This is a genomic window from Lysinibacillus sp. FSL P2-0066, from assembly GCF_037969495.1.
Taxonomy (GTDB): Bacteria; Bacillota; Bacilli; order Bacillales_A; family Planococcaceae; genus Lysinibacillus; species Lysinibacillus boronitolerans.
Window position 1 is genome coordinate 2,294,385 of record NZ_CP150202.1, and the last position, 20,782, is coordinate 2,315,166.

Sequence of the window (20,782 nt, forward strand, 5' to 3'; positions counted from 1 at the left end):
TAAATAAAAGCTTATGTTCATTTGTCCTCTTATTGGATATTGCAGCTGAAAACAACTTTTTTAATTGAGAAAAATAATTAATACTTTATATGTTTATTAACAATAAGGTTTTTTAACATATATTAAATTTTTTCATTAAACAATTGGGCCAATTGTGGAGTAACGTCAGGACATAAAAAACTTCTAACTAATAAACATACTATGCACGTTATTCGTTAGAAGTTATCATACTCCATTTAATAGTAGGCTATCCCATAACCTCATCGAATCGGTACGAGTCATGCCATAAGATTAATTGGACTGGTTCGATATTGCCTCAAAATAGTCTAGAACTACCTCGCGGAATTCCAATGAAGCTTGCGTCATGTAGCGACTTTTATGCCATAATAAAGCGATATCACGTACAAGTTCATGATTCTCAACTTGCAAATATTTAATCTTTCCCCATGATATTTTTGCGGTGCTTGGTATGAAGGCAAGACCAATTTCAGCTTCTACAAGAGTGATTAAACGTGTAGGTTCATCGCCCTCATACACATATTTAAGGTCAATTCCAGCCGATTTGCATACAGCGTCTACTAAATCACGAGTGCCGTATCCTCTTTTCACACCGACAAAGCATTCATCCTTAAGTTCTGTTAAACATACGCTACTTCGGTCTGCCAGCCGATGCCCATTAGGAACAGCAACAAGAATGGGATCAACATAGACAACTTGACATTCGATGTCTTCTCCTTGAAAAGGGGAGGACGACAAGCAAAAATCGACTTCGCCTCGATTTAAAAGCGTGACCATTTCCAGTGTGGTCAGCATTTGCACATGAAATTGGATATTAGGACGTTTTTTACGAAACTCTCGCATAATCTGGGGCAAAGTGCTTGCAGTGGTTACCGCAAGCTTGAGTGTGCCAGATTCCGCTCTGGACAAATCGCTAATCTCCTGCTTTCCCTGTTCCAACTCGAACAAAGCCCTTTCCGCGCGACGGATGAATTTGTTGCCAAATTCATTTAATCGCAGTTTCCTGCCTGTGCGATCAAATAAAGGTACCCCTAAATCTTCTTCCAGACGCTGTATCGTTTTGCTTAGCGACGATTGCGTTACGTGGAGACTTCGTGCAGCTTCGGTTACATGCTCTAATCGAGCTACCTCTAGAAAATATTGTAGTTGAAGAAGTTCCATTTCTTTTTCTCTCCAATCATTCCTTTGGATCAATGATATCATAACTTTAAATGCGTTGGAATGAATGTAAAATTTCAAGTAAGATATCAATGGAACAAATATAAAGGGGGGTAAAAAATGAATTCTCGTAGCAGGTGGTTAATGATATCCGTTGGGCTAGGAATATTATTAAACCCTTTAAATTCATCCATGATTTCTGTTGCTATTGCTAGGTTGCAACATGTGTATAGCATTGATTTTACTACTGTTTCTTGGATTGTGTTTTCATTTTATATCGCTAGTGCTATCGCCCAACCTATAATGGGGAAGGCTAGTGATGTATTCGGTCGGAGGAAGATATTTCTTGCTGGTCTTGTTGTATCTTTAGTTTCTTCAATTCTGGCTCCATTTTCTCCAAATTTCGGATGGCTTATAGTGTCTAGAATCGTACAATCAATCGGAACTAGTATGCTGATTGCAGTTGGAACAGCTATAGTACGTATTCATATTACAGAAAAGCAAGCAGATGCTTTAGCAGGTTTATCGATTTTCCTATCCGGTGCGGCAGCTATAGGACCTTTTGCCGGAGGAGTACTTATTCAATGGTGGGATTGGCCAGCGATCTTCCTCGTCAATATCCCGTTTGTAGTGGCGAGCTTTATATTAGCTTGGAAAATGATTCCTAATGATGGATCAGCAGCAACGGTTTCACGTGACATGTCGTTTCGAAAATTACTGGGTGTGATTGATGTGCCAGGAATTCTGCTCTTTGCGGTGGGGCTGATTGCCTTTCTAGTTGGCTTGCTGTCAGCGAAATCATCTGGGCATTTCTCTATGTGGAATATCATTGTTGTGCTAACCGGGCTCGTTGCGTTGGGAATATTCGTACGACATGAGCTAAAAACAGTGTCGCCATTTATTCCTTTACGCACCTTCGCCAAATACCCAGGGATGACATGGGTCAATATACAATACTTGCTAGTTAACTTACTTTATTATTCACTCTTTTTTGGGATTCCATCATACCTGCAAATGGTGCGGCATGTCAGTGAATTCCAGACAGGGATTCTTATGTTAACCTTGGGCTTGAGCTCGATTGTCGCTTCACCAATAGCAGGGAAATGGGTCGGTAAATCGGGACCCAGACCTGCATTGATTGTATCCTCATTACTGATGGTAGTAGGGGCAGTGTGGATCGTGACATGGACGCAAAGTTCACCAGTCATCAGTGTGTGCCTGGCGTTAGCCACATTCGGTTTTAGCAACGGGCTAAACGCTGTTAGTATGCAGGCAGCTCTGTTTAAAAGCTCTCCAAAAGAAATTGCTGGTGTAGCATCTGGCCTATTTAATACATCGAGATACTTGGGAACAATTTTATCTTCACTGTTGACAGGTATCATTATGGGAGATGCGTTCAGCTTTACAGGATTCCGATTGCTGGGAGTTTTCCTAACGGTCATTGCATTGGTCTTAGTATTTATAAGTCTGCGACTCAGATATTCTGAGCAATTGGATGAACCGAGTACAAGCAATTAAAACAAAAAATAAAAATAGGAGTTGAATGTTATGACAACTGTTATCAAGGATGGTCCTAATGGGATCAAGCTTGGCAGGAAATGCAAAAGGATAAACAACCCCAAGGTGAAAAAGTCATCCAGAAGTGGAATTCGAGAGCGCAAACTTTCGCCGCGAATACCTTTGGAAATGCAGGTCAAAAACGGACGTAGCAAGTTATTTAATGGCTTAAACAGATCAGTGTCCGTTTAGGGAGCGAAGGTTCTAGACAGGTGTCGGCAGTTGAACCGTCTTCGTCTATGAACGTACTGCTAAGGGAACATGCGCTCAGCAATGTATGTGAGCATAGTATGTGATCGAGGCATTATGGGAAGACATGGATGTTGATCAAAAAGGTTGAAACAAGGAATAAGTACGTTGCAGTGTGCTTTTACATTTTACATCCATTCCGTCTCACTATTATTAGTATACTTTTTAATGAAACATAACTTCCTATAATTTATATTATGTAAACTAAAATTATTGGCGAGGAGGAGGGCTTGGATACGTCAACACCCCATAATACAATCGTTCGCTTTTATCTAGAGGCTGGAATTTTCTTGTCCCAGCCTCTATTAATTGCTTCATTACAATGAGTCACTTCATCAAGTTTAACTTTATTATCTAAAATAGCCATACAATTTCCATATATAATCGGAAATTACATTTGAATTATATTCAGCCAAACTATACGCATAATCAAAACCATTATTTAGTATATCGTGTAACTGAACGATCGGATTATAGAAAAAATAAATTTCATCTGAGTTCTTACTATCCTGTAATATTTTATAACTCATTTCTTTCTCTTCTTTACCAAGATGATAAAGATACATTACAATTATTTTTAAACTTTCTCTTTCGGATTTTTTACTATTTGCAAAACGGAAATCTTCTAATGACTCTATTTGTTCTAGAAGGCTACAGAATATATGTTGATTCATACCATACTTTAAATATAAAGCATATAAAAGATATACAGACTCCAAATAATCTATTATTATCAAATCATTGGGTGATCTCATAACCACAACTTCATGGTCTTTTTCGGGTGATGCAACTTTTTTTAAACCTTTTTGTGTTCTGTCCTTTAAATATTCGTTCAAAATTTTATTGTCAGAGATATCAAGCACAAAATTGTCAATCCTGATTTTTTTATCTTCGTTAAATGTATTTTTTTCTTTTAAATCAAAGATTATACACTTTTTCTCTTTGGTTTTGGCTATTTTATACTTAACTGCATTTAAGATATAAGGGTTTTTTAATATTTTAATATGGAGTTCATTGTCCGTATATTTGTTATATTTAAGTAGACAAACACCTAATGACTTTGAATAACTCAATAAACGTCTATCATTACAATTGTTAACCTCTTTTCGAATTTCTGTTGCAATATAATCATCAAGCTGACTTAATCTAATTACAGGCCGTTCTTTTTTAGGAATTTGGTATCTTCTATGATTACCATCAATATTTTCACTATCTTCTATTCTAAATAACAGCATATATTCTCCTTTATTCAATTTTACATAAATTTTTCGGTGTTCTGTGACCGAGTTTTCGACACATGGATTTAAAAATCTATTTTGCCACTCTATAACTATTTGACATAAGTCATTTCAACTTTCTCAGTAATTAAATCTTGTTAATATAAAAATGCTCTTTCGCCTTAAATTTAGTTCTCTAAAAGGTAAACAATATGTTCCAAACTAAATTGTTTTACTGTTGATCTTTGCGCTACTAATTTCAATTTATACCTCAGTGGCTACTGAAGATAGCTCTTACTTTATGATATTGTAGGTTGTTATTCCTTTTTTCCTTTTCGAGTAATTCGATAGAGCCACTTAAATATTCTTGAACCACCATCAATTTAAATTCTTCACTATATTTAGTCATATAAATCATCCCAAAAGTTAGTTTTTCACTCTAACTTTTGGGGTGCAGGACCGAATTGCACCAGATTGTTGAAGACCGTTATTGAACTAAAGCCTCCGTTACTTTAATAAGGATGTGCTTTAAAAGTAATCGGGGATATGTAGTGATATAGAGTCAATCTCATTTTCTTTTGAGTAATACATACAAACACTGTCTTTATATTTTTGACAATCATTAGGTAGTTCAATAAAGCCTAATCCTTTATAAAATTCTATCCCAATATCACTATAAAGGAAAAAGTTGTTACAGTTTTCTTCCAGTTCTAGTTTATTTATCATTTCTTTGACCAATAAAGAAGCGTATCCTTTTTTTCTTAATAATAAGGGAGTAGCGATTGAACCAAGCCCTTTTACAATTTGGTCTTCAGAAAGATTTAGTTCATATACGATGAGGGAGCTTAATAGTTGCTTTGTATCTGTTGCTTCAAGAACGTACCACTTTCCCTTTTTATACTTATTGGAAGCCTGGCACAAAGTTATATATTCTTCATATGGCATATTATCTCCCCAAACATCATAGCCCATCTTGTAAATTTCTATCATATCCTCTTTTGTTGCTTCCCTAATTTTTTTCAAAGAACCTCTCCTTTTGTTTTAAGCGATTATACATTCTTTTCGACATTAAGTTTATCAAAACCTCTATTCTTCTAAAGCTAAACTGCTCCATTATCTTAAGTACATTTTTTTAAAAAACTCCACATAGAAATTAACACAAAACACCATTTAAAATTTAGAAGTGTAATTTAATTAAATGGCCCTTTAATGAAACCAAGCGCCGATTTTTATTACAGAATCGCGCCCGATTGTTGAATATGTTTTCGAAATAGTGAAAATAAATATTAAATAAAGGAAATATCCTCTTGAAAGTAGAATATTACCCTACAACCATAATTAACTATTCCGATGAGGAGGATTTTTGTGCGTCCACGACCATTATTTATTGAAAATCCAGAGCATGATAGGTATGTTAGTCTTGTGCCAGATGGAGATATTGAAGAAATACTGAGTAAGCAACGAACTAATACCCTTACCCTCTTAGGCAGCGTATCAGAGGAGTTAGCAAGGAAGACGTACGCACCAGGGAAATGGACTTTAAAAGAAGTGATTGGGCATATGACCGACTCGGAACGTGTGATGTCGTATCGAATGCTTGCCATTGCACGAAATGAAAGTGCACCACTCCCAGCACTGGATCAGGATCAATACGTTTCTGCGGCAAACTTCAACAAATTATCTTGGGAACAATTACTAGCTGGTTTAGATACGGTACGCTCCAACACGTTAAGCCTGATTTCAACTATTGATGAAGCTGCGTGGGTTCGTAATGGAACTGTAATGAACAGCCCCGTTTCGGTAGGTACCATTGCATATGGCATTGCCGGGCACGAGTTACACCATATGAAAGTGATTAGTGATAAATACTTATAAGTCTCTTTCTATTAATGAAAAAACTTAATTTCTCATTTAATACTGAGAAATTAGGTTTTTTAATAGTGGAACTTCCTTAGCGTTATAAATCCGCATTTTCCTGACGTTATCTCTATTTATAAGTTTCTTATTTTATTTAATTTCTTATTCAATTATATGGCCCTATAACAAAAAAAACCCATTTCTACATGAGTGTCTTAATTGAATGAAAGTTTTTTAAAAGTATTTACTGTATAAATCCTGTCTTAGCTTTCCGCTTAGCTGAGCGTACATCTTTGTAGTCTCACTCTTTTCATGACCTAGTAAACTTTGAATGACATCAATTGGCGCACCGTTATTAATCTTAGCTACAGGATTTTTTAGAGTATAACCTTCTTCATGTGACCACCTAAATAATGATTTAACACAACGAATCCTATGTCCTAAACTGGAAGGCTTTAAGTGGTCTCCTGATCGTATTAAATATTCTTTTAATCTATCTGTATTAAATTCGTTCATATCAATATCACCAAATAATCGTAATAATAGATTGTATTGAAAACAATATGTTTTTAATGTAAGCGATGAATATCCCTCGATTTTTTTATCCTGTTGTTACCTTTTCCATGCTTCGGATAATAACCTGTGTCTTTCACTCTCCCATCTATAAATCTATTAATTCTAAATTTTATTATGTTCAATGAAAGATTTTTTCATACAAGGATATTCAACAACCTAAAAAATAGTGATAGTTTTGAACTCTAATTAATCTAAAAGGCACTTTCCATATTTCCAGGAAAGCGCCCTATTGTTGAGTACCTTATTGAAGATAAGCACCCGTTAGCCGAATAACAACCTTCTTATTGAAAACATTATTAAATACTTAATAACTAAACATACTTACATACTTCATAAAATCTTAAGTTTTATACTTAAAGAACCTTAAGATTTTCTTGCTACAATGAACAAGGCAAATTATTAAGGAGGTTACGTTACAATGGATTTGATTAGTATAGTATCGGGTCTTTTACCGTATGTAAAATATTCTATTTTTATCATCACAATCTTGATAATTGGATACTTTATATATAGAAAATTTTATCAGGGGAAATATCCAATACGTCTTTCTAAATTTGTTCTCATCACTTTACTTATTTGTTGGTTCATTGTAGTATTTGGAATCACTACTCTCAGTAGAGGGGCAAATTATACAGATCAGATTAATTTCAGTCTATTCACTAGTTATGTAAATGCATGGAACAAGTGGTCACTGACTGAATATCAATTAATCATCTTTAATATGTTAATGTTTGTACCGTTAGGCGTACTATTACCGTTGATTCATCATAAAAACAAATCATTTTGGCGTGTACTCATCATATCAATTGCTTTCACGTCTTGTATTGAAATTTCCCAATTGATTACAGGTAAAGGGATTTTTGAATTAGACGACCTTTTGCATAATACCATTGGGAGTTTAGCAGGGTACTTTATCGTGATGGTATTCATTTTATGGACCGAACAACGAAAATTAACATTTATACCGATTGTGAAAGCTATTTCTATTCCAGTAGTTTTTATTACGTTATTTGGCGTAGCAAATGTGGTATATAACGCTCAAGAATTTGGGAATCTGCCATTCATACCTGCACAAAAACAAAATATGGAACACATACAGATGCAACTGGAAACTGAACTTTCCAATAAATCACCTAACGCATGTGTTTATTACAATAAAGATGTGAATGATATAAAAAAAGGAAAATTAATTGCCCAATCCATTGCTAAACAATTTAATTTGAAACAACAAGGTGGCATACGGATTGAAGTGGATAATCGTATATTTACATTTCAAGACGATGAAGGCAGTAACTATAATTTAACTTATTTCATGTCAAATGGTTCTTGGTCCTTATCATTCGATAATATAAATGATGACCCCTTAAAAGTTGATATTAAACAGAAAAAGCAACTTTTAGAAAATTGGTTAAAAAGTGAAGGATTATTACCTAATAACGCTATCTATCAGCAGCAAGATGAACGTACAATTCGTTGGGATTTAGCTGAACCAGAGAATTTACAATCCACATGTGAAGATTTCTCTAAAGGTCTGGTTATGATTAGTCTTTTTAATCAGCAAGTACCCGACATATTATTTGACATCAGTGACAATGAAATGGTTGCGAAAAAGCAATTAATTTCACAACAGCAAGCATATAATGTAATGGTAAACGGAGAGTTTAGCACATACAATCCTTTACAAAAAGGTGATACATTAACGATAACGAATGTTCGTCTAACATATACTTATGATACAAAAGGTTATTATCAGCCCGTATATGTATTTACATGCAATGTAAATGATTCAGACTACATAATTGAAGTTTTAATCTCAGCTATTCAGTAAATAAAAAACTGAACTTGCCCAAATGGTGAACACTAAAAAAGTGTAGCTATTCGGGTTTTTTGTTCAACATCCCTTATTCAATTAAACTGGCCCTATTCTTGAAGGAGAAGCGCAATCTCTACTCTAGAATTGCGCCCGATTGTTGAAGAATAATCTCGAAGCTTACATCATTCCTTCGATTTTAGCTCTACACCAGTGAAAGGTCCTTCTTCTAAGCAAGAAAGACCACAAGAAGAAGCAAAGGCTGAGCTAGTTGATACGGTAGCACAATCAAGTAACAATACCAATACTCCCCCTATTTCTCCTATAGAGAAAGTAAAAAAGGAACAAGAAAAAGTCATTATTTCAGCTGAACAAGAGGCATTAGCAATGTTATTTTCCACACAAAAATAAATACCTTAATGAAGTAGGCATATGCTTACTTCTTTTTTTATCCCCTTTTATCCGTAGTAAAGACCACAAAAAAACAAGGATAGTATAAGCTAACCTTGCCCAGAAACTTAGGATTTTCTTTCATATTTTGCATTATAGGCTTGTATTGCTACTGTCGCGCCTAATACAAATAACACACAAAATAAAGCATATATTGTTAAACCAAATTTAGGTGGGTTGTTTAAAACACCCAAAATTGAAGATGCCATAACTGGAATGCTTGTCTTTATAAGGACTTTCATTGGTGTGTATTTTTCAGATTTATTATAGTGTTCTTTTGCAAAAAGAAAATAAATGGCTTGTAAGAACAGATACAAGATCGTCGTGAAGTTATTTACATACACTAAACTATTGAATAGTTCTGTTTTCCCATATTCTGAGTATCTAAAACCTATTAATACTACGGTGTATAAGAACAGAACCCACATGAAAACTACTAAGGTTAACGGTGGTTTAGCGGGTTCATGCAATTCTAATTGGCCATCTACTACGGAATAATAATCTCCCCAACCTGATATTTTTACATCAGTGCTGCGCTTATCATAGAAGCGGTACGCAAGTTGCCTACCCACTAACTCTTTGTTTGTTTTGCCATTCGCTTTCTTTTCCTTGTACCAGTTAAGGTGAATAAGAGGTAACGGAGCTTTTTCATCCCTACCTGCTAATACACCACTTAATGATACTCTTTCTACCGCTAATGACTGGTTGTAACTCAACTCACCTTTTGTATCTTTAAGTGATTCACTCCACACATAAGATAAGTCCATTGAGGTATCAGATGCATTAGTGTCATTATTTGCTACTTCTATTGCAAGGATCAGTTTCATATCTTTGCACCCCCTCTCTAATATCTAGCATACAACTAGTTAAATACTAAAATCTACTAATATGTTGCTAAGATTTTCCTTACCGTTTCACACTACTTTAATTCAAGTTATCCCTTCTAAACTAAAAAAACTAGTTTATGCTAGTTTACTTTTATCTAAAAATAAACTAGAAAAGATATAGTGGTTCCTTATTAAAGGAAAGCGCCCTATTCTTGAATAAGGTACAATCCCTAAATAGAATAGCGCCCAATTATAGTATAACAACATACAATGTTTTCGAGTTGTTCATTAGTTGTTAATGCCACTCTAACCTACATAAAAACTAAAAAGATGTTTTATTCATTCAATTTAGTGGAATACATTGAATGTGAACATATTAGGAGGGATAAATAATGACAGTCAAATTGACAGTAGAAAACGTTGTACAGGCAAAACAAGAAGTGGAGAAATTAGAAGCCCAAGGATATCTTCGAGATAACATTTACATCTTTGCGCACTATGAAGAACGTGAAGAGGATATTAACGAAGCACTCGGGACAGAAGAAGTTGGTATTGGCGAGCAAGGGTTCCTGACTTCTATGAAGAATCTGGTGAATTCCCGTGGAGATGAACTCCGCAATGAGTTAGCTTCTGTTGGATTAAGTGAATCGGAAGCTGCACAATTCGAAAAGGAACTGGATACAGGTAAATTGGTCATAGTTGCCAAAAAGTAAAAACAAACCCGGGAACCCAATCCCGGGTTTGTTTTTACTTTAACAAGTTCTTCTCGTATTCCGTGGACTCTGTATTTCGATAGCTTTTCAACCAATTCAGTATAAAAAAACATCTTTTTTTATTGTCAATGATCTGTTCGAGGAAATTTAGAGTCTTCTTAACAATAAGGCCCTATAAAAGGAAAAAACGCTTCCTAAATAAACGCGCCCTATTGTGGAAGATAATAAGCACATCTCTTCTTTAACTAACTTATCATTAGTAGAAGATTCTATCTCCTAAAACCCAATAGTTTTTCGGGGAAAATAATTATTCAATCCATATAATTAAATGTATGATTGGACTTTGTAATATTCAATATCATGCGCTGTTCCTGTCTAGAGCTTTTCTCGATATAAGTAAATATGATGAAATATTCCACACGCTCATCTGCTAGTACTACTATTTTATTACCAAATTAGCCGTTTCACTAGGATGGTTAAGAGGAAAATGATGACCATATGGAACAAAATCAACCTTACCCAGATGTGAAGGAGCAGAATAGCCTCTGTCAGAATCCCCCCAAATAATGTGAAGATTAAACTTTGCTACTTCATTGAAATCACCTTGAACGTTTTTCGATAGTAAACTGTTAAGCTGAACCGTAGTATTTATAATTCTAGGAGAAGTAAAACTTTTACTTAGTTTTTCAAATTAATAAAAAAATTGATCAAAAAAGCTAAACTTTAATGGACTTTACTGCTAAAAATTAATCTGATTTTGAACAAAGTTGAACTGAACCACAAAACTGTTTGGGATGGCTTGCAATTCTTCACTTGTGTTATAACGCTAGGTTCATATATTTTTGAAATCTAACTACAGCATTATTCTCTAGTGGTCTTTATTTTCAGCATAACGAAATAATGAGAAAAAATGTTAAGTTCCGAAGAGATATTGCTCTTGACGTTATGAAACCTATCGAGATTCAGTAACACGTACCTTTACCCGTCTCGATCGCTCTCACAGCACAAAATATTTTACATAATACAGAATGAATACCTCATTGATTTTCTACAACTATAGACTTCAGCTTTTTCTTATTCCTACAATATTTGTATGTATTAAATAACTCATAATACTATCCGTATTTGACTAAACCATCTACAAAATCAATTCATGATAATAAAAAGTTGATAAGGTGAAACACACCATATCAATTTTTTATCCTTTGTAAACTACCCATGAGTTGTTGTTCTATATGGACAAGAACTTTGCGTCCATCCCATTTCTCTTCTTAGTTTTTAAAAGGACTGCTAGCTTTCGCTAACAGTCGAATTTTTAACAACATGTATTTGATTGATTAACAAGATTAATACTACATACCCCTGTTTCTGGTAATTCCAATTCCACACGTTTCGACGCTTCTTCATCTCCTGATAAATAAGCTGTTATGGAACGAACCTGTTCGTAGCCTGTGGCCATTAAGAATGTAGGTGCGCGTCCATAACTTTTTGCACCGACAATGTAGAAGTTCTTTTCTGGTTGTCGTAGTGTTTCTTCTCCATGCTCCCTTACTGTGCCACAACTATGCTCATTAGGATCAATTAAGGGCGCTAATGCTTGCACACTTTCTGTTGCTGAATCAATCGAAAGGCGTAATTCGCTGTTAATTGATAGGTCTGGTCGATTTCCTGTATTGACAATAAGCTCTTCAAATCCTGTTAATACTTTTTGTTCTCCGTTTATAGTACCAACAATATGGATGTTCTCTTCTTTCTTCACCTGTGAGATATAGAAAGGAGTTATTACTTCAACCTTACCTGTATCTACTAACTCATGGATGCGAATACCCAGTGCGCCACGTGCTGCCAACGCATCTTTTTCCTCCCCGCCATAGGCCTCTTCTACAGATTTTTTACGCATAATCCACACAAGCTTTGTTGCAGGATTATCTTTTTGTAATTCAGCCAAAGCTAATAAGGTATTGATCGCTGAATGACCACCACCAATGACAGCAACCTTCTTATTTGCATATCTCTTAGGGTTCGTATTTATATCTGGAATACCATACTTAATGTGATCTGCTAATGCTTTTTCATTTTTCAGCCAAATACCTGTAGAATTTGCTGGGTTTGGATTCCCCCATGTTCCTGTTGCATCAATAACTGCTTTTGCCTCAATAATATCGATATCATCCTCTTTTTCAACATATATATTAAAGGACTGATTGAATCGATTTTTTGATTTCATTTTATCATTAAATTGTCTTGATATACCTACTACTTTTGAGTTCAATCGGATACTTGGTTTTATTTGTGTTAACTCTGCTAAAGGTTTTAAATAAAGATCTATTAATTCATGCCCCGTAGGTATTGTTTCTAAGTTAGGTTCTATCCAATCAGACCCCTCTAATAATGATTTAGCAGCTTTATTGATGTTATAACGCCATGGAGAAAATAATGTGACATGACCCCAAGTACGAATATTGTGTGCTATTTCATTGCCAGCCTCAAGTAAAATAAATGACTGGTTCTGCTCTACTAGATGAGCAGCAGTAGCTAACCCGATAGGACCTGCACCAATTATGACAATCGGTAAATTCTTATTGGAATTATTAACAGTCTCTTGGACTTCAATAGCGTTAGTAGTACAACAAGATTCATGTTGGTTGATTATTTTAAGTGTTTTCATCATTAATTTCTCCTCTATTTTCTTTATATAAGCATTCCCTTATATAAAATATATTTTTTACGCCTAGCAGTTAGCTAGACGTTGTAAACTTTGTAATTAAAAAATTTCAATTTCACACATTGTTTTATCAATTTCTTTTATAGCTTTTTCAAATTGCAAACATGTCGAAGTGCCGTAACGATCCATATCTCCTTTAAAAAAGAAATCAAAAGCAAATTCTTTAGCCTGTATCAATGTGTATTCTCTACTATTCATAATTAACTTTAAATAAGCGATAAAATAATCTTTAGTTAATACGCTAGCATGGTTAACTGTCATTATCGTATCCTCCATTCAACAGATTGAATAATTGCTAACAGAAGTATTACAGCTGCTCAGCTATAAATTGTTCAATCCGTTTTCCAATTGCATCACGTACAGTTTGGAATACAATCCATTTTTCTTCATCTGTACCTGTCGCTTTCGCAGGATCTTCAAATCCCCAATGCTCACGACGAACGTGAGGAGGTGTCATCGGGCATTTATCTGCTGCATCCCCACATAACGTGACAACTAACGTTGCACTGTTTAATGTCTCAGTATCAATTACATCTGATGTATGATTCGAAATATCGATGCCTACCTCGGCCATCGCTTTTATAGCATTCGGGTTTACACCATGTGCTTCAATACCCGCACTTTTAACTGTCCAATTGGTAGGTTAATTTCTTTGCCCATCCTTCAGCCATCTGACTACGGCATGAGTTCCCTGTACATAGGAAATAAAGTGTATTTGTCATAGTAATTGCTCCTTATAATTTAATGGTTTTAAAGTATTTTTTCTGCCAACGTAGGGCAACCCATACAAGTCCTATGAGAACAGGTACTTCTACAAGTGGACCAATAACAGCAGCAAATGCCACGCCACTATGCAGGCCAAACACACCCACTGCAACCGCAATCGCTAGCTCAAAATTGTTACTTGCAGCTGTAAAAGAAAGAGCTGCTGTGACAGGATAAGATGCCCCAACTTTATGGGAAGAGAAGAATGACACAGCAAACATGATCACAAAGTAAATAAATAATGGAATAGCAATTCCCACTACATCAAGTGGCAGTTCTACTAATTGCTCACCCTTTAAAGCAAACATCATCACAATCGTGAACAACAGTGCAATTAGAGTCAGTGGTGAAATCTTCGGTAAGAACTTTTCCTCATACCACTGTTTCCCTTTTGTTTTAATCCCTATCCAACGTGTGAGGAACCCTACAGCAAACGGGATACCTAAGTATATAAGTACGCTCTTAGTAATCTCCCACATAGAAATGGATACATGGAAATTCTCTAAACCAAACCAACCAGGTAATACATTTAAGAAAAAGTAAGCAAAAATTGAATAAGTCACGATTTGAAAGATGGAGTTAAACGCTACTAAACCAGCTACATATTCACGGTCTCCACGTGCTAAATCGTTCCATACAATGACCATTGCAATACAACGAGCTAAACCAATCATAATCAGTCCAGCCATATACTCTGGATAATCGTGCAGGAAAATGATGGCTAAAAAGAACATTAAGAACGGTCCGAGTAACCAGTTTTGAAAAAGAGAAAGTAAAAGCACTTTCCAATCCTTAAACACACGCCACATTTCTTCATACTTTACTTTCGCTAATGGTGGGTACATCATGACAATTAACCCGATAGCAATCGGTATGGAGGTTGTGCCAATAGACATGGCCTCTAATGCTTTTCCAATATTAGGCATTGTCAAACTTAATAAAACACCTATTCCCATCGCAACAAATATCCATAAGGTAAGGTAACGATCTAGAAAAGATAGCTGCTTGGTTAAAGAATCATTACTCATTTATATTTCCCCCTACATGACAACAATCTGTGCCACAGTTGCAACCCTTTAAAGGCTGAATTTGTTCTAAAATGCCCTTCATCAATGGAGTTTGATCCTCTACTAAACGGTAATGTTTCCAAGTCCCTACTTTTCGTTCCGTAATAATGCCTGCCTCCTTTAATTTTCGTAAATGTTGACTAACAGCTGGTTGCGATATTCCGAGAACATCTACAAAATCACATACACATACCTCCCCATTCTTCATGCATGCAAGTAATTTAATGCGGTTTAAATCTGCAGCTGCTTTTAGTTGTTTTTCAATTAGTGTATTTTCCATTTATCTGCACTCCTTATATAATTATTTGCTTATATATTATTTTAAATAAAATCACCTCGTTAAAGAAAGGTGAATTAATCCATATATAACTATATTCTTATATTATGATTTAATGTTTTGAATTGCAACAGATTTTTATCCAATTTGACGTTGCTTTGAAATAAAGTTTGAGCAAAAATGCCTCGCAAACCTTTATTTCAAGTTAAATAAGAAGAATCCCTTTTTGAAAAAGATTGATCAAAAGGGATACCTCTTGAGCAGTTTTAAGTTAGGTTTTTATAAAAAAGTTTGATTGTTTTCTACATGTGTTACTCCACTATCGCGCCCTATTATGGAAAATGTATAACTAATATTTCACCTGCATATTATCTTGTAGTATTTTCTCTGCAAGTTTAATGTTTTCTTTTAGAAATAAAGGTAGTTCCGTATGTGCAAGAACCTCTGATGTAGTCATCCAAATAACATCATCCACTTCTTCAGTACTTTTAGCGTAAGGTTCTCCGGATTTATGATGACATAGGAAAACTATATCGATTACATTTATCCCTGATTCTGTCACGAAGGAAGAGCTATTTACATATTTAATGCCTGTAATTTCGCTACCTACTTCTTCAAAAACTTCTCGTTTTAATGTTCTTTCCAGAATATCAGACGAATCACCTTCAATTTCACACTTTCCTCCTACTAATGAGAGACCTCCACCAGCATGCTCCTCCTTTTCACTTCTGCGGATTAAAAGCCATTTCTCATTGCGACGAATAGCCCCTTCTACATTTACTACAAACATAAAATACCCCCTAAAATCTAAAATTTATACTTTATCCATAAACACATGGCCCATTTTATTTCGTAGACGCATTTTTTTCTGCAGAAATGCGCCCGGTTATAGAATATTCACAATATTCTGTTAATAATATCACACACCAATTATTACCACCACGACTCCAGCACTTTAATTTGAACTAATAAAATAGATTTTTAAAATGAAAATCCACCATCAACATTCCACAAGAAAGGGAAAGAACAAATTGCTATGCATTTCATTGTCATTAGCTACTTCATTTGTATTAGTAAATAAATGATAAACAAACCCTCTTGTATTTTGTTTGCTCTAAAAGGCGTTTGACGCAATTAAATTATTAAAGCACATTTGCTCAACATTTTGATTAACGACATCTTTGGTGCATGGATTGGTGGAATGCTTGTTGTATGGTGAAGTCCTAAATTTTCTGATTTCTGATTCGTGCAATCATTGCGGAAAGCTCCGTAAGCTAAATAGATCTTTTATTTTACATCTATATGGTTAAGTGAACCAAGATGTAAACAATTATAAATGGTGACTGTTTTTATAATAAAGGCGGCCTTCCACAAACTAATCTGTGGAGGACCGCTTTTAATTTGTTCTTATTTACTTAACAATCCTCGACTCTTGAATTCAGAAGAACAGAACGCTATTCAACAATAGCGCCCAATTGTTGAAGATTGTTATCTAACTAAAGCACTCTAACGTTTAAGTGAAACTGTTCACAACTTATAATCAGTGTTTTAGGAACTCGGATAACGCCTGTTCCTCACCATCTAACATCGAAGTAACGATTGTCATAAAATCTTCAGCTCCAATTTCAAAATGACCTCGACGAAATGGATATCCCCAATTGCGATTTCCACGCGTAAAAGTGAGCTGGTTTAACAACAATGCAATCTTAACTTCTCGACAAGGAATATAACGCATATCTCTGCGAAATGGCACAAACGACTCCGACACTTGATGTTTGTAAGCACCGTTATCCGTAACCTGACCAATAGCAGTAAATGCTTGAACTGGCTTCCCTTTGGACATGTCTGTGCGAGGGGAATAGTATATCAGCCAATCACCTGGAGACATTTTACGCAAAGGTGCTGCCTTACCGTGACACAACTGTGCAAAACCACCTTCTATGGCTAAATTCACATGAGAAGCGGATACAACGCCAATCCAATATCTGCTTTTCTGACTTGTTATATTCGACATGATGCATCCCCCTACTCTTCAAATACTAAACTTTTCAACCGATCCAGTTGTAAAAAATGGTGTCTGTAATGCATTTCAATCAACATAAACCATTCCTGCGCGTTTAAAGCACCGAACGCCGGATGAAGGATCTTGTTACTTACAGGCGCTTGTAGTAGAACTGATTCCGTATTCCTCATCCGTTCCACTACACTGTGAAGGCCTTCTACCAAATGCTCCATGCTCTCTGGTGGTTGCGGAGTATAAATCGGCGAAGCAGGGACATTAATACGAACAGCAGGAAATTGTTCTAGTTTAAAAACAAACTTGCCCTGCTCAGTTTTTTCCTTCTCTGGGTTCAATGTCGATTCGCTACCACCTAAACATTGCTCGACATTATGTAGATGCATGAAAGCTGATTGAATTAAATGTACATACATCTGTCCAATGGACCAATCTTCTTCGCTTTGCTTTCTATGTAATTTATCCATATTGAGTTTTGTCAGTTCTGCCAAATATCTTTCTACTGTAAGTTCAAATGACGTCAATACTTCCTTTGTACTTTTCATCCTTCAAGCAGCTCCTCTTCTTCTTGGTATAGTCACAGTATAAAAAAACACTACTGACAGGTGTATGTCAGTAGTGTCAGACTGTAGACAAACTCAATAAATTTTGAGTTTGCCTACAGTCTTTTTTCTTTTACAATAAAATAAAGTAAAGCCGTTGATTTCCACTACGGGCGGACGCTTTCCGCGGGCGGGGTCGAGCTGCTTCCCTCGCTTCGCTCAGTCCAGGATCTCGACTTTCCCGCTTTTCCCGCAGGAGTCGCCACCCTTCGTTCCAATCAACTTCTACATAAAGAATTATTGATAAAAAGTACACTTTCGAGGTGATCAACCATGATGACGAAAAATCAAATCAATGAACGTGAACAATTAGAAATGCTAACGATTGATCAATTAGTTCCCCAAGATCATTTAGTACGAAAACTAGAGGCGGCTATTGATTTTTCATTTATCTATCCTTTAGTAGAAAACCTCTACTCTGCTAAAGGACGCCCTAGTATTGATCCTGTTGTTCTCTTTAAAATGACGTTTATTCAGTACGTTTTTGGTATACGGTCCATGCGTCAAACCATCAAAGAAATTGAAACGAATATGGCGTATCGTTGGTTTTTAGGATTTGGCTTCCATACAGAAGTCCCGCATTTCTCTACCTTCGGTAAAAATTATGTCCGTCGCTTTCAAGACACTGATATATTTGAGCAGATATTCTATCGTATATTAAAAGAGATTATGCATCAAGGACTCCTCCATGCAGACCATTTATTTATCGATTCTACGCATGTGAAAGCGAGTGCGAATAAACGAAAGTATGATAAAAAAGTTGTGCGAAAAGAAACACGGGCTTATGAAGAGAAACTTCAATTAGAGTTAAATATGGATCGTGAGGAACACGGAAAAAAGCCCTTTCCCCCGGAGAAGTTTGAAAAGGAAGAATGGAAAGAAATAAAGGAAAGCACGACAGATCCTGAAAGTGGCTATTACGTGAAGGATGAACGTACGAAACAGTTTGCGTATTCTTTTCATGCAGCGACAGATGAAAAGGGCTTTGTCTTGGGTGCCATTGTAACTCCGGGAAATGTGCACGATAGTCATGTATTACAGCCACTTGTGGAAAAAGTCATTGAAAACGTTCAAAAACCATTAGCTGTTGCGGCAGATGCAGCCTATAAAACACCAGCGATTACGAATTTTTTATTAGAGAATCAAATGTTGCCTGTTCTTCCTTATACACGTCCTAAAACGAAAGATGGATTCTTCCGAAAGCATGAGTATATATATGATGAGCACTATAATTGTTATCTTTGTCCACAAGGACAGATATTGAAGTATACGACAACGACTAAAGAAGGGTATCGTCAATATAAATCGAATCCTTTGATTTGTGCGAAGTGTCCAAGCCTTTCCCAATGTACAGAAAGTAAGCATCATCAAAAACTCATTCAACGCCATATTTGGGAGTCGTATGTGGAGGAAGCTGAACATTTACGCCATTCCTATGACATCAAACAGATTTATGCAAAGCGCAAAGAAACGATTGAGCGTGTATTTGCGGATGCAAAAGAAAAGCATGGTATGCGATGGACAACCTTAAGAGGTCTAAAAAAATTGTCCATGCAGGCGATGCTTACTTTTGCTGCCATGAATTTAAAGAAACTGGCTACTTGGACGTGGCAAGTAGCTTAAAAGAGCAACTATGCTCGAAAAGTATGTTGGAATCGGCAGTAATTTTCCAATTTTTGAAAATGACATAGGAAGAAAAATGACAAAAGCCATCGAGAGTGAACTTCTCGATGGGCTTTTGTCTACAGTCTGACACTACTGACAGGTGTATGTCAGTAGTGTTTTAAAATTTTTTTCGCTACTTCCCGAATCTTGAAGCGTAAAGACTTCGGCTCAATCACCTCAATATCTCCGCCCCAGCCAAGTAAATGATGTAATAGTTCCTCTGGATATCGAACACGAAATTGAAAGATTAGATCCTCCTTCCGCTCCTCAATGGATTCAATATAAAAATTAACTGCCTCAATGATTTTGTCGGCAATTTCGGGGTTTGCCCTCATTATTATTCTTTCATCTCGATTGTCAGGTGGCCGATAGCTACTTAGGTCAAAATCATTTGGTAGAAGAAATTGATCTTCCAACACAGAAAGGTCGGACATCCGGGACAAACGGAAATGTCGCATTTCTTGCCTCATATCACAGTATGCTAGTAAAACCCAATTTTCATGGACAAGTGTTAATCCATATGGAGAGACCACACGTTTATTTTTCCGATTTCCATCTGTTCCTGGCATTTTTTTAATATACATAAAACTGATTTTGCACTGTTTCAAAATTGCATCGCGAACTTGATTAAGATACGTTTTTACCCGCTCTTCAGTTGACTGCTCACCTATATGAAGCAGTCGCATTGTTTCCCGAACAAGCCTTGACTCATTACGAACTGACTCCGACAAAGTAGCCTCGATTTTGCGTTTAGCGGACCTTGCATTAATACCATAATCTGTATCCAACCTTTGCTCGATAAAATCAGCTCCCATGAGCAGGGAGACGGCCTCTTCTGCTGTGAACCTAACCGGGGGTAGAAAATATCCTTCCATTAAGGAATAACCCTGACCAGGGGCGCCTAAAATGGGAACCCCAGCCTCACTTAGTGCTTGAATATCCCTATATATCGTACGTACACTTGTCTCAAATTGAGAAGCTAAATCTTCTGCTCTCAATGTTTTGCTTCGCTGTAATTCAAGCGTGATCGCAAGCTGCCTCTCCGTTTTATTCATTTTTTTCCTCCACAATTTCAGCATTCTATTACAGTACTTGCCCAATAATTGAATAACAGCAAGCAATATTGAAGCTGTATTCCTAAAAATGAGCTGCCTATGCAACTCCGTGTTCTTCAAGCAAAGCACCCGTTTTAGCTTAAATATTTTCTTTCATATGTTTGGTGTTAATCAGAT

Annotated in this window: 19 protein-coding genes and 2 pseudogenes; 6 read left to right on the forward strand and 15 right to left on the reverse strand. The window is 36.0% G+C overall.

Annotated elements, in window-relative coordinates; all coding sequences use genetic code 11:
* Positions 1-291 precede the first annotated feature (291 nt).
* Positions 292-1,179: a LysR family transcriptional regulator gene (locus tag MKZ14_RS11355; RefSeq protein ID WP_339280996.1), complete on the reverse strand. Its 888-nt coding sequence runs from the start codon at positions 1,177-1,179 to the stop codon at positions 292-294.
* A 117-nt stretch (positions 1,180-1,296) separates the two neighbouring features.
* Here MKZ14_RS11355 and MKZ14_RS11360 point away from each other — a divergent pair, with 117 nt between their 5' ends.
* The gene (locus MKZ14_RS11360; RefSeq protein WP_339280997.1) at positions 1,297-2,694 is read left to right on the forward strand and encodes an MFS transporter; all 1,398 of its coding nucleotides are present in this window, start codon (positions 1,297-1,299) and stop codon (positions 2,692-2,694) included.
* Between the two features lie 638 nt (positions 2,695-3,332).
* Here the strand turns inward: MKZ14_RS11360 and MKZ14_RS11365 are convergent.
* Positions 3,333-4,217, reverse strand: coding sequence for a hypothetical protein (locus tag MKZ14_RS11365; RefSeq protein WP_036079173.1), 885 nt, complete (start codon positions 4,215-4,217; stop codon positions 3,333-3,335).
* 510 nt (positions 4,218-4,727) lie between these two features.
* Positions 4,728-5,222, reverse strand: a complete 495-nt coding sequence (locus MKZ14_RS11370) for a GNAT family N-acetyltransferase (protein ID WP_333004017.1) — start codon at positions 5,220-5,222, stop codon at positions 4,728-4,730.
* Positions 5,223-5,564: 342 nt separating this feature from the next.
* Here MKZ14_RS11370 and MKZ14_RS11375 point away from each other — a divergent pair, with 342 nt between their 5' ends.
* Positions 5,565-6,074, forward strand: a complete 510-nt coding sequence (locus tag MKZ14_RS11375; protein ID WP_333004016.1) for a DinB family protein — start codon at positions 5,565-5,567, stop codon at positions 6,072-6,074.
* Between the two features lie 216 nt (positions 6,075-6,290).
* Here MKZ14_RS11375 and MKZ14_RS11380 read toward each other — a convergent pair whose 3' ends face one another.
* Positions 6,291-6,653: a hypothetical protein gene (locus MKZ14_RS11380; protein WP_333004175.1), complete on the reverse strand. Its 363-nt coding sequence runs from the start codon at positions 6,651-6,653 to the stop codon at positions 6,291-6,293.
* Positions 6,654-7,050: 397 nt separating this feature from the next.
* Here MKZ14_RS11380 and MKZ14_RS11385 point away from each other — a divergent pair, with 397 nt between their 5' ends.
* Both MKZ14_RS11385 and MKZ14_RS11390 read left to right on the forward strand, forming a co-directional pair.
* Positions 7,051-8,460, forward strand: a complete 1,410-nt coding sequence (locus MKZ14_RS11385) for a VanZ family protein (protein WP_333004015.1) — start codon at positions 7,051-7,053, stop codon at positions 8,458-8,460.
* A gap of 195 nt (positions 8,461-8,655) precedes the next feature.
* Positions 8,656-8,853, forward strand: coding sequence for a hypothetical protein (locus MKZ14_RS11390; RefSeq protein ID WP_333004014.1), 198 nt, complete (start codon positions 8,656-8,658; stop codon positions 8,851-8,853).
* A 107-nt stretch (positions 8,854-8,960) separates the two neighbouring features.
* Here the strand turns inward: MKZ14_RS11390 and MKZ14_RS11395 are convergent, their stop codons facing one another.
* Positions 8,961-9,719 (reverse strand): hypothetical protein, encoded by a 759-nt coding sequence (locus MKZ14_RS11395; protein WP_333004013.1) that lies wholly within the window; start codon positions 9,717-9,719, stop codon positions 8,961-8,963.
* Between the two features lie 392 nt (positions 9,720-10,111).
* On the opposite strand from MKZ14_RS11395, the gene MKZ14_RS11400 reads away from it, so the two are divergent.
* Complete coding sequence (locus tag MKZ14_RS11400) at positions 10,112-10,432, forward strand: general stress protein (protein WP_333004012.1); 321 nt, start codon at positions 10,112-10,114, stop codon at positions 10,430-10,432.
* A gap of 423 nt (positions 10,433-10,855) precedes the next feature.
* Here MKZ14_RS11400 and MKZ14_RS11405 read toward each other — a convergent pair.
* The 9 genes and pseudogenes from MKZ14_RS11405 to MKZ14_RS11445 form a co-directional block, all read right to left on the reverse strand.
* Positions 10,856-11,120: pseudogene (locus MKZ14_RS11405) on the reverse strand (nonribosomal peptide synthetase MxaA); the annotation flags it as partial.
* A 627-nt stretch (positions 11,121-11,747) separates the two neighbouring features.
* The gene (locus tag MKZ14_RS11410) at positions 11,748-13,100 is read right to left on the reverse strand and encodes an FAD-dependent oxidoreductase (protein WP_333004011.1); all 1,353 of its coding nucleotides are present in this window, start codon (positions 13,098-13,100) and stop codon (positions 11,748-11,750) included.
* Positions 13,101-13,196: 96 nt separating this feature from the next.
* Positions 13,197-13,418 carry a hypothetical protein gene (locus tag MKZ14_RS11415; protein ID WP_312752987.1) on the reverse strand — a complete coding sequence of 74 codons (222 nt, stop codon included), beginning with the start codon at positions 13,416-13,418 and terminating at the stop codon, positions 13,197-13,199.
* A gap of 46 nt (positions 13,419-13,464) precedes the next feature.
* Positions 13,465-13,879, reverse strand: a pseudogene (gene arsC / locus MKZ14_RS11420) (arsenate reductase (thioredoxin)).
* A gap of 12 nt (positions 13,880-13,891) precedes the next feature.
* Positions 13,892-14,950: an ACR3 family arsenite efflux transporter gene (arsB, locus tag MKZ14_RS11425; RefSeq protein ID WP_333004010.1), complete on the reverse strand. Its 1,059-nt coding sequence runs from the start codon at positions 14,948-14,950 to the stop codon at positions 13,892-13,894.
* On the reverse strand, positions 14,943-15,269 hold the full coding sequence (locus MKZ14_RS11430) for a metalloregulator ArsR/SmtB family transcription factor (RefSeq protein ID WP_048395856.1): 327 nt from the start codon (positions 15,267-15,269) through the stop codon (positions 14,943-14,945). Before MKZ14_RS11430 ends, arsB begins: the two co-directional genes overlap by 8 nt.
* A 346-nt stretch (positions 15,270-15,615) precedes the next feature.
* On the reverse strand, positions 15,616-16,056 hold the full coding sequence (locus MKZ14_RS11435) for an NUDIX domain-containing protein (RefSeq protein ID WP_333004008.1): 441 nt from the start codon (positions 16,054-16,056) through the stop codon (positions 15,616-15,618).
* Positions 16,057-16,806: 750 nt separating this feature from the next.
* Positions 16,807-17,280, reverse strand: coding sequence for an EVE domain-containing protein (locus MKZ14_RS11440; protein ID WP_333004007.1), 474 nt, complete (start codon positions 17,278-17,280; stop codon positions 16,807-16,809).
* Between the two features lie 11 nt (positions 17,281-17,291).
* Entirely contained in the window at positions 17,292-17,828 is a 537-nt protein-coding gene (locus MKZ14_RS11445) for a DinB family protein (RefSeq protein WP_333004006.1), read from the reverse strand.
* 330 nt (positions 17,829-18,158) lie between these two features.
* On the opposite strand from MKZ14_RS11445, the gene MKZ14_RS11450 reads away from it, so the two are divergent.
* Complete coding sequence (locus MKZ14_RS11450; RefSeq protein WP_339279862.1) at positions 18,159-19,508, forward strand: IS1182 family transposase; 1,350 nt, start codon at positions 18,159-18,161, stop codon at positions 19,506-19,508.
* Positions 19,509-19,657: 149 nt separating this feature from the next.
* Here MKZ14_RS11450 and MKZ14_RS11455 read toward each other — a convergent pair whose 3' ends face one another.
* Complete coding sequence (locus MKZ14_RS11455; RefSeq protein WP_333004383.1) at positions 19,658-20,605, reverse strand: YafY family protein; 948 nt, start codon at positions 20,603-20,605, stop codon at positions 19,658-19,660.
* Between the last annotated feature and the right edge of the window lie 177 nt (positions 20,606-20,782).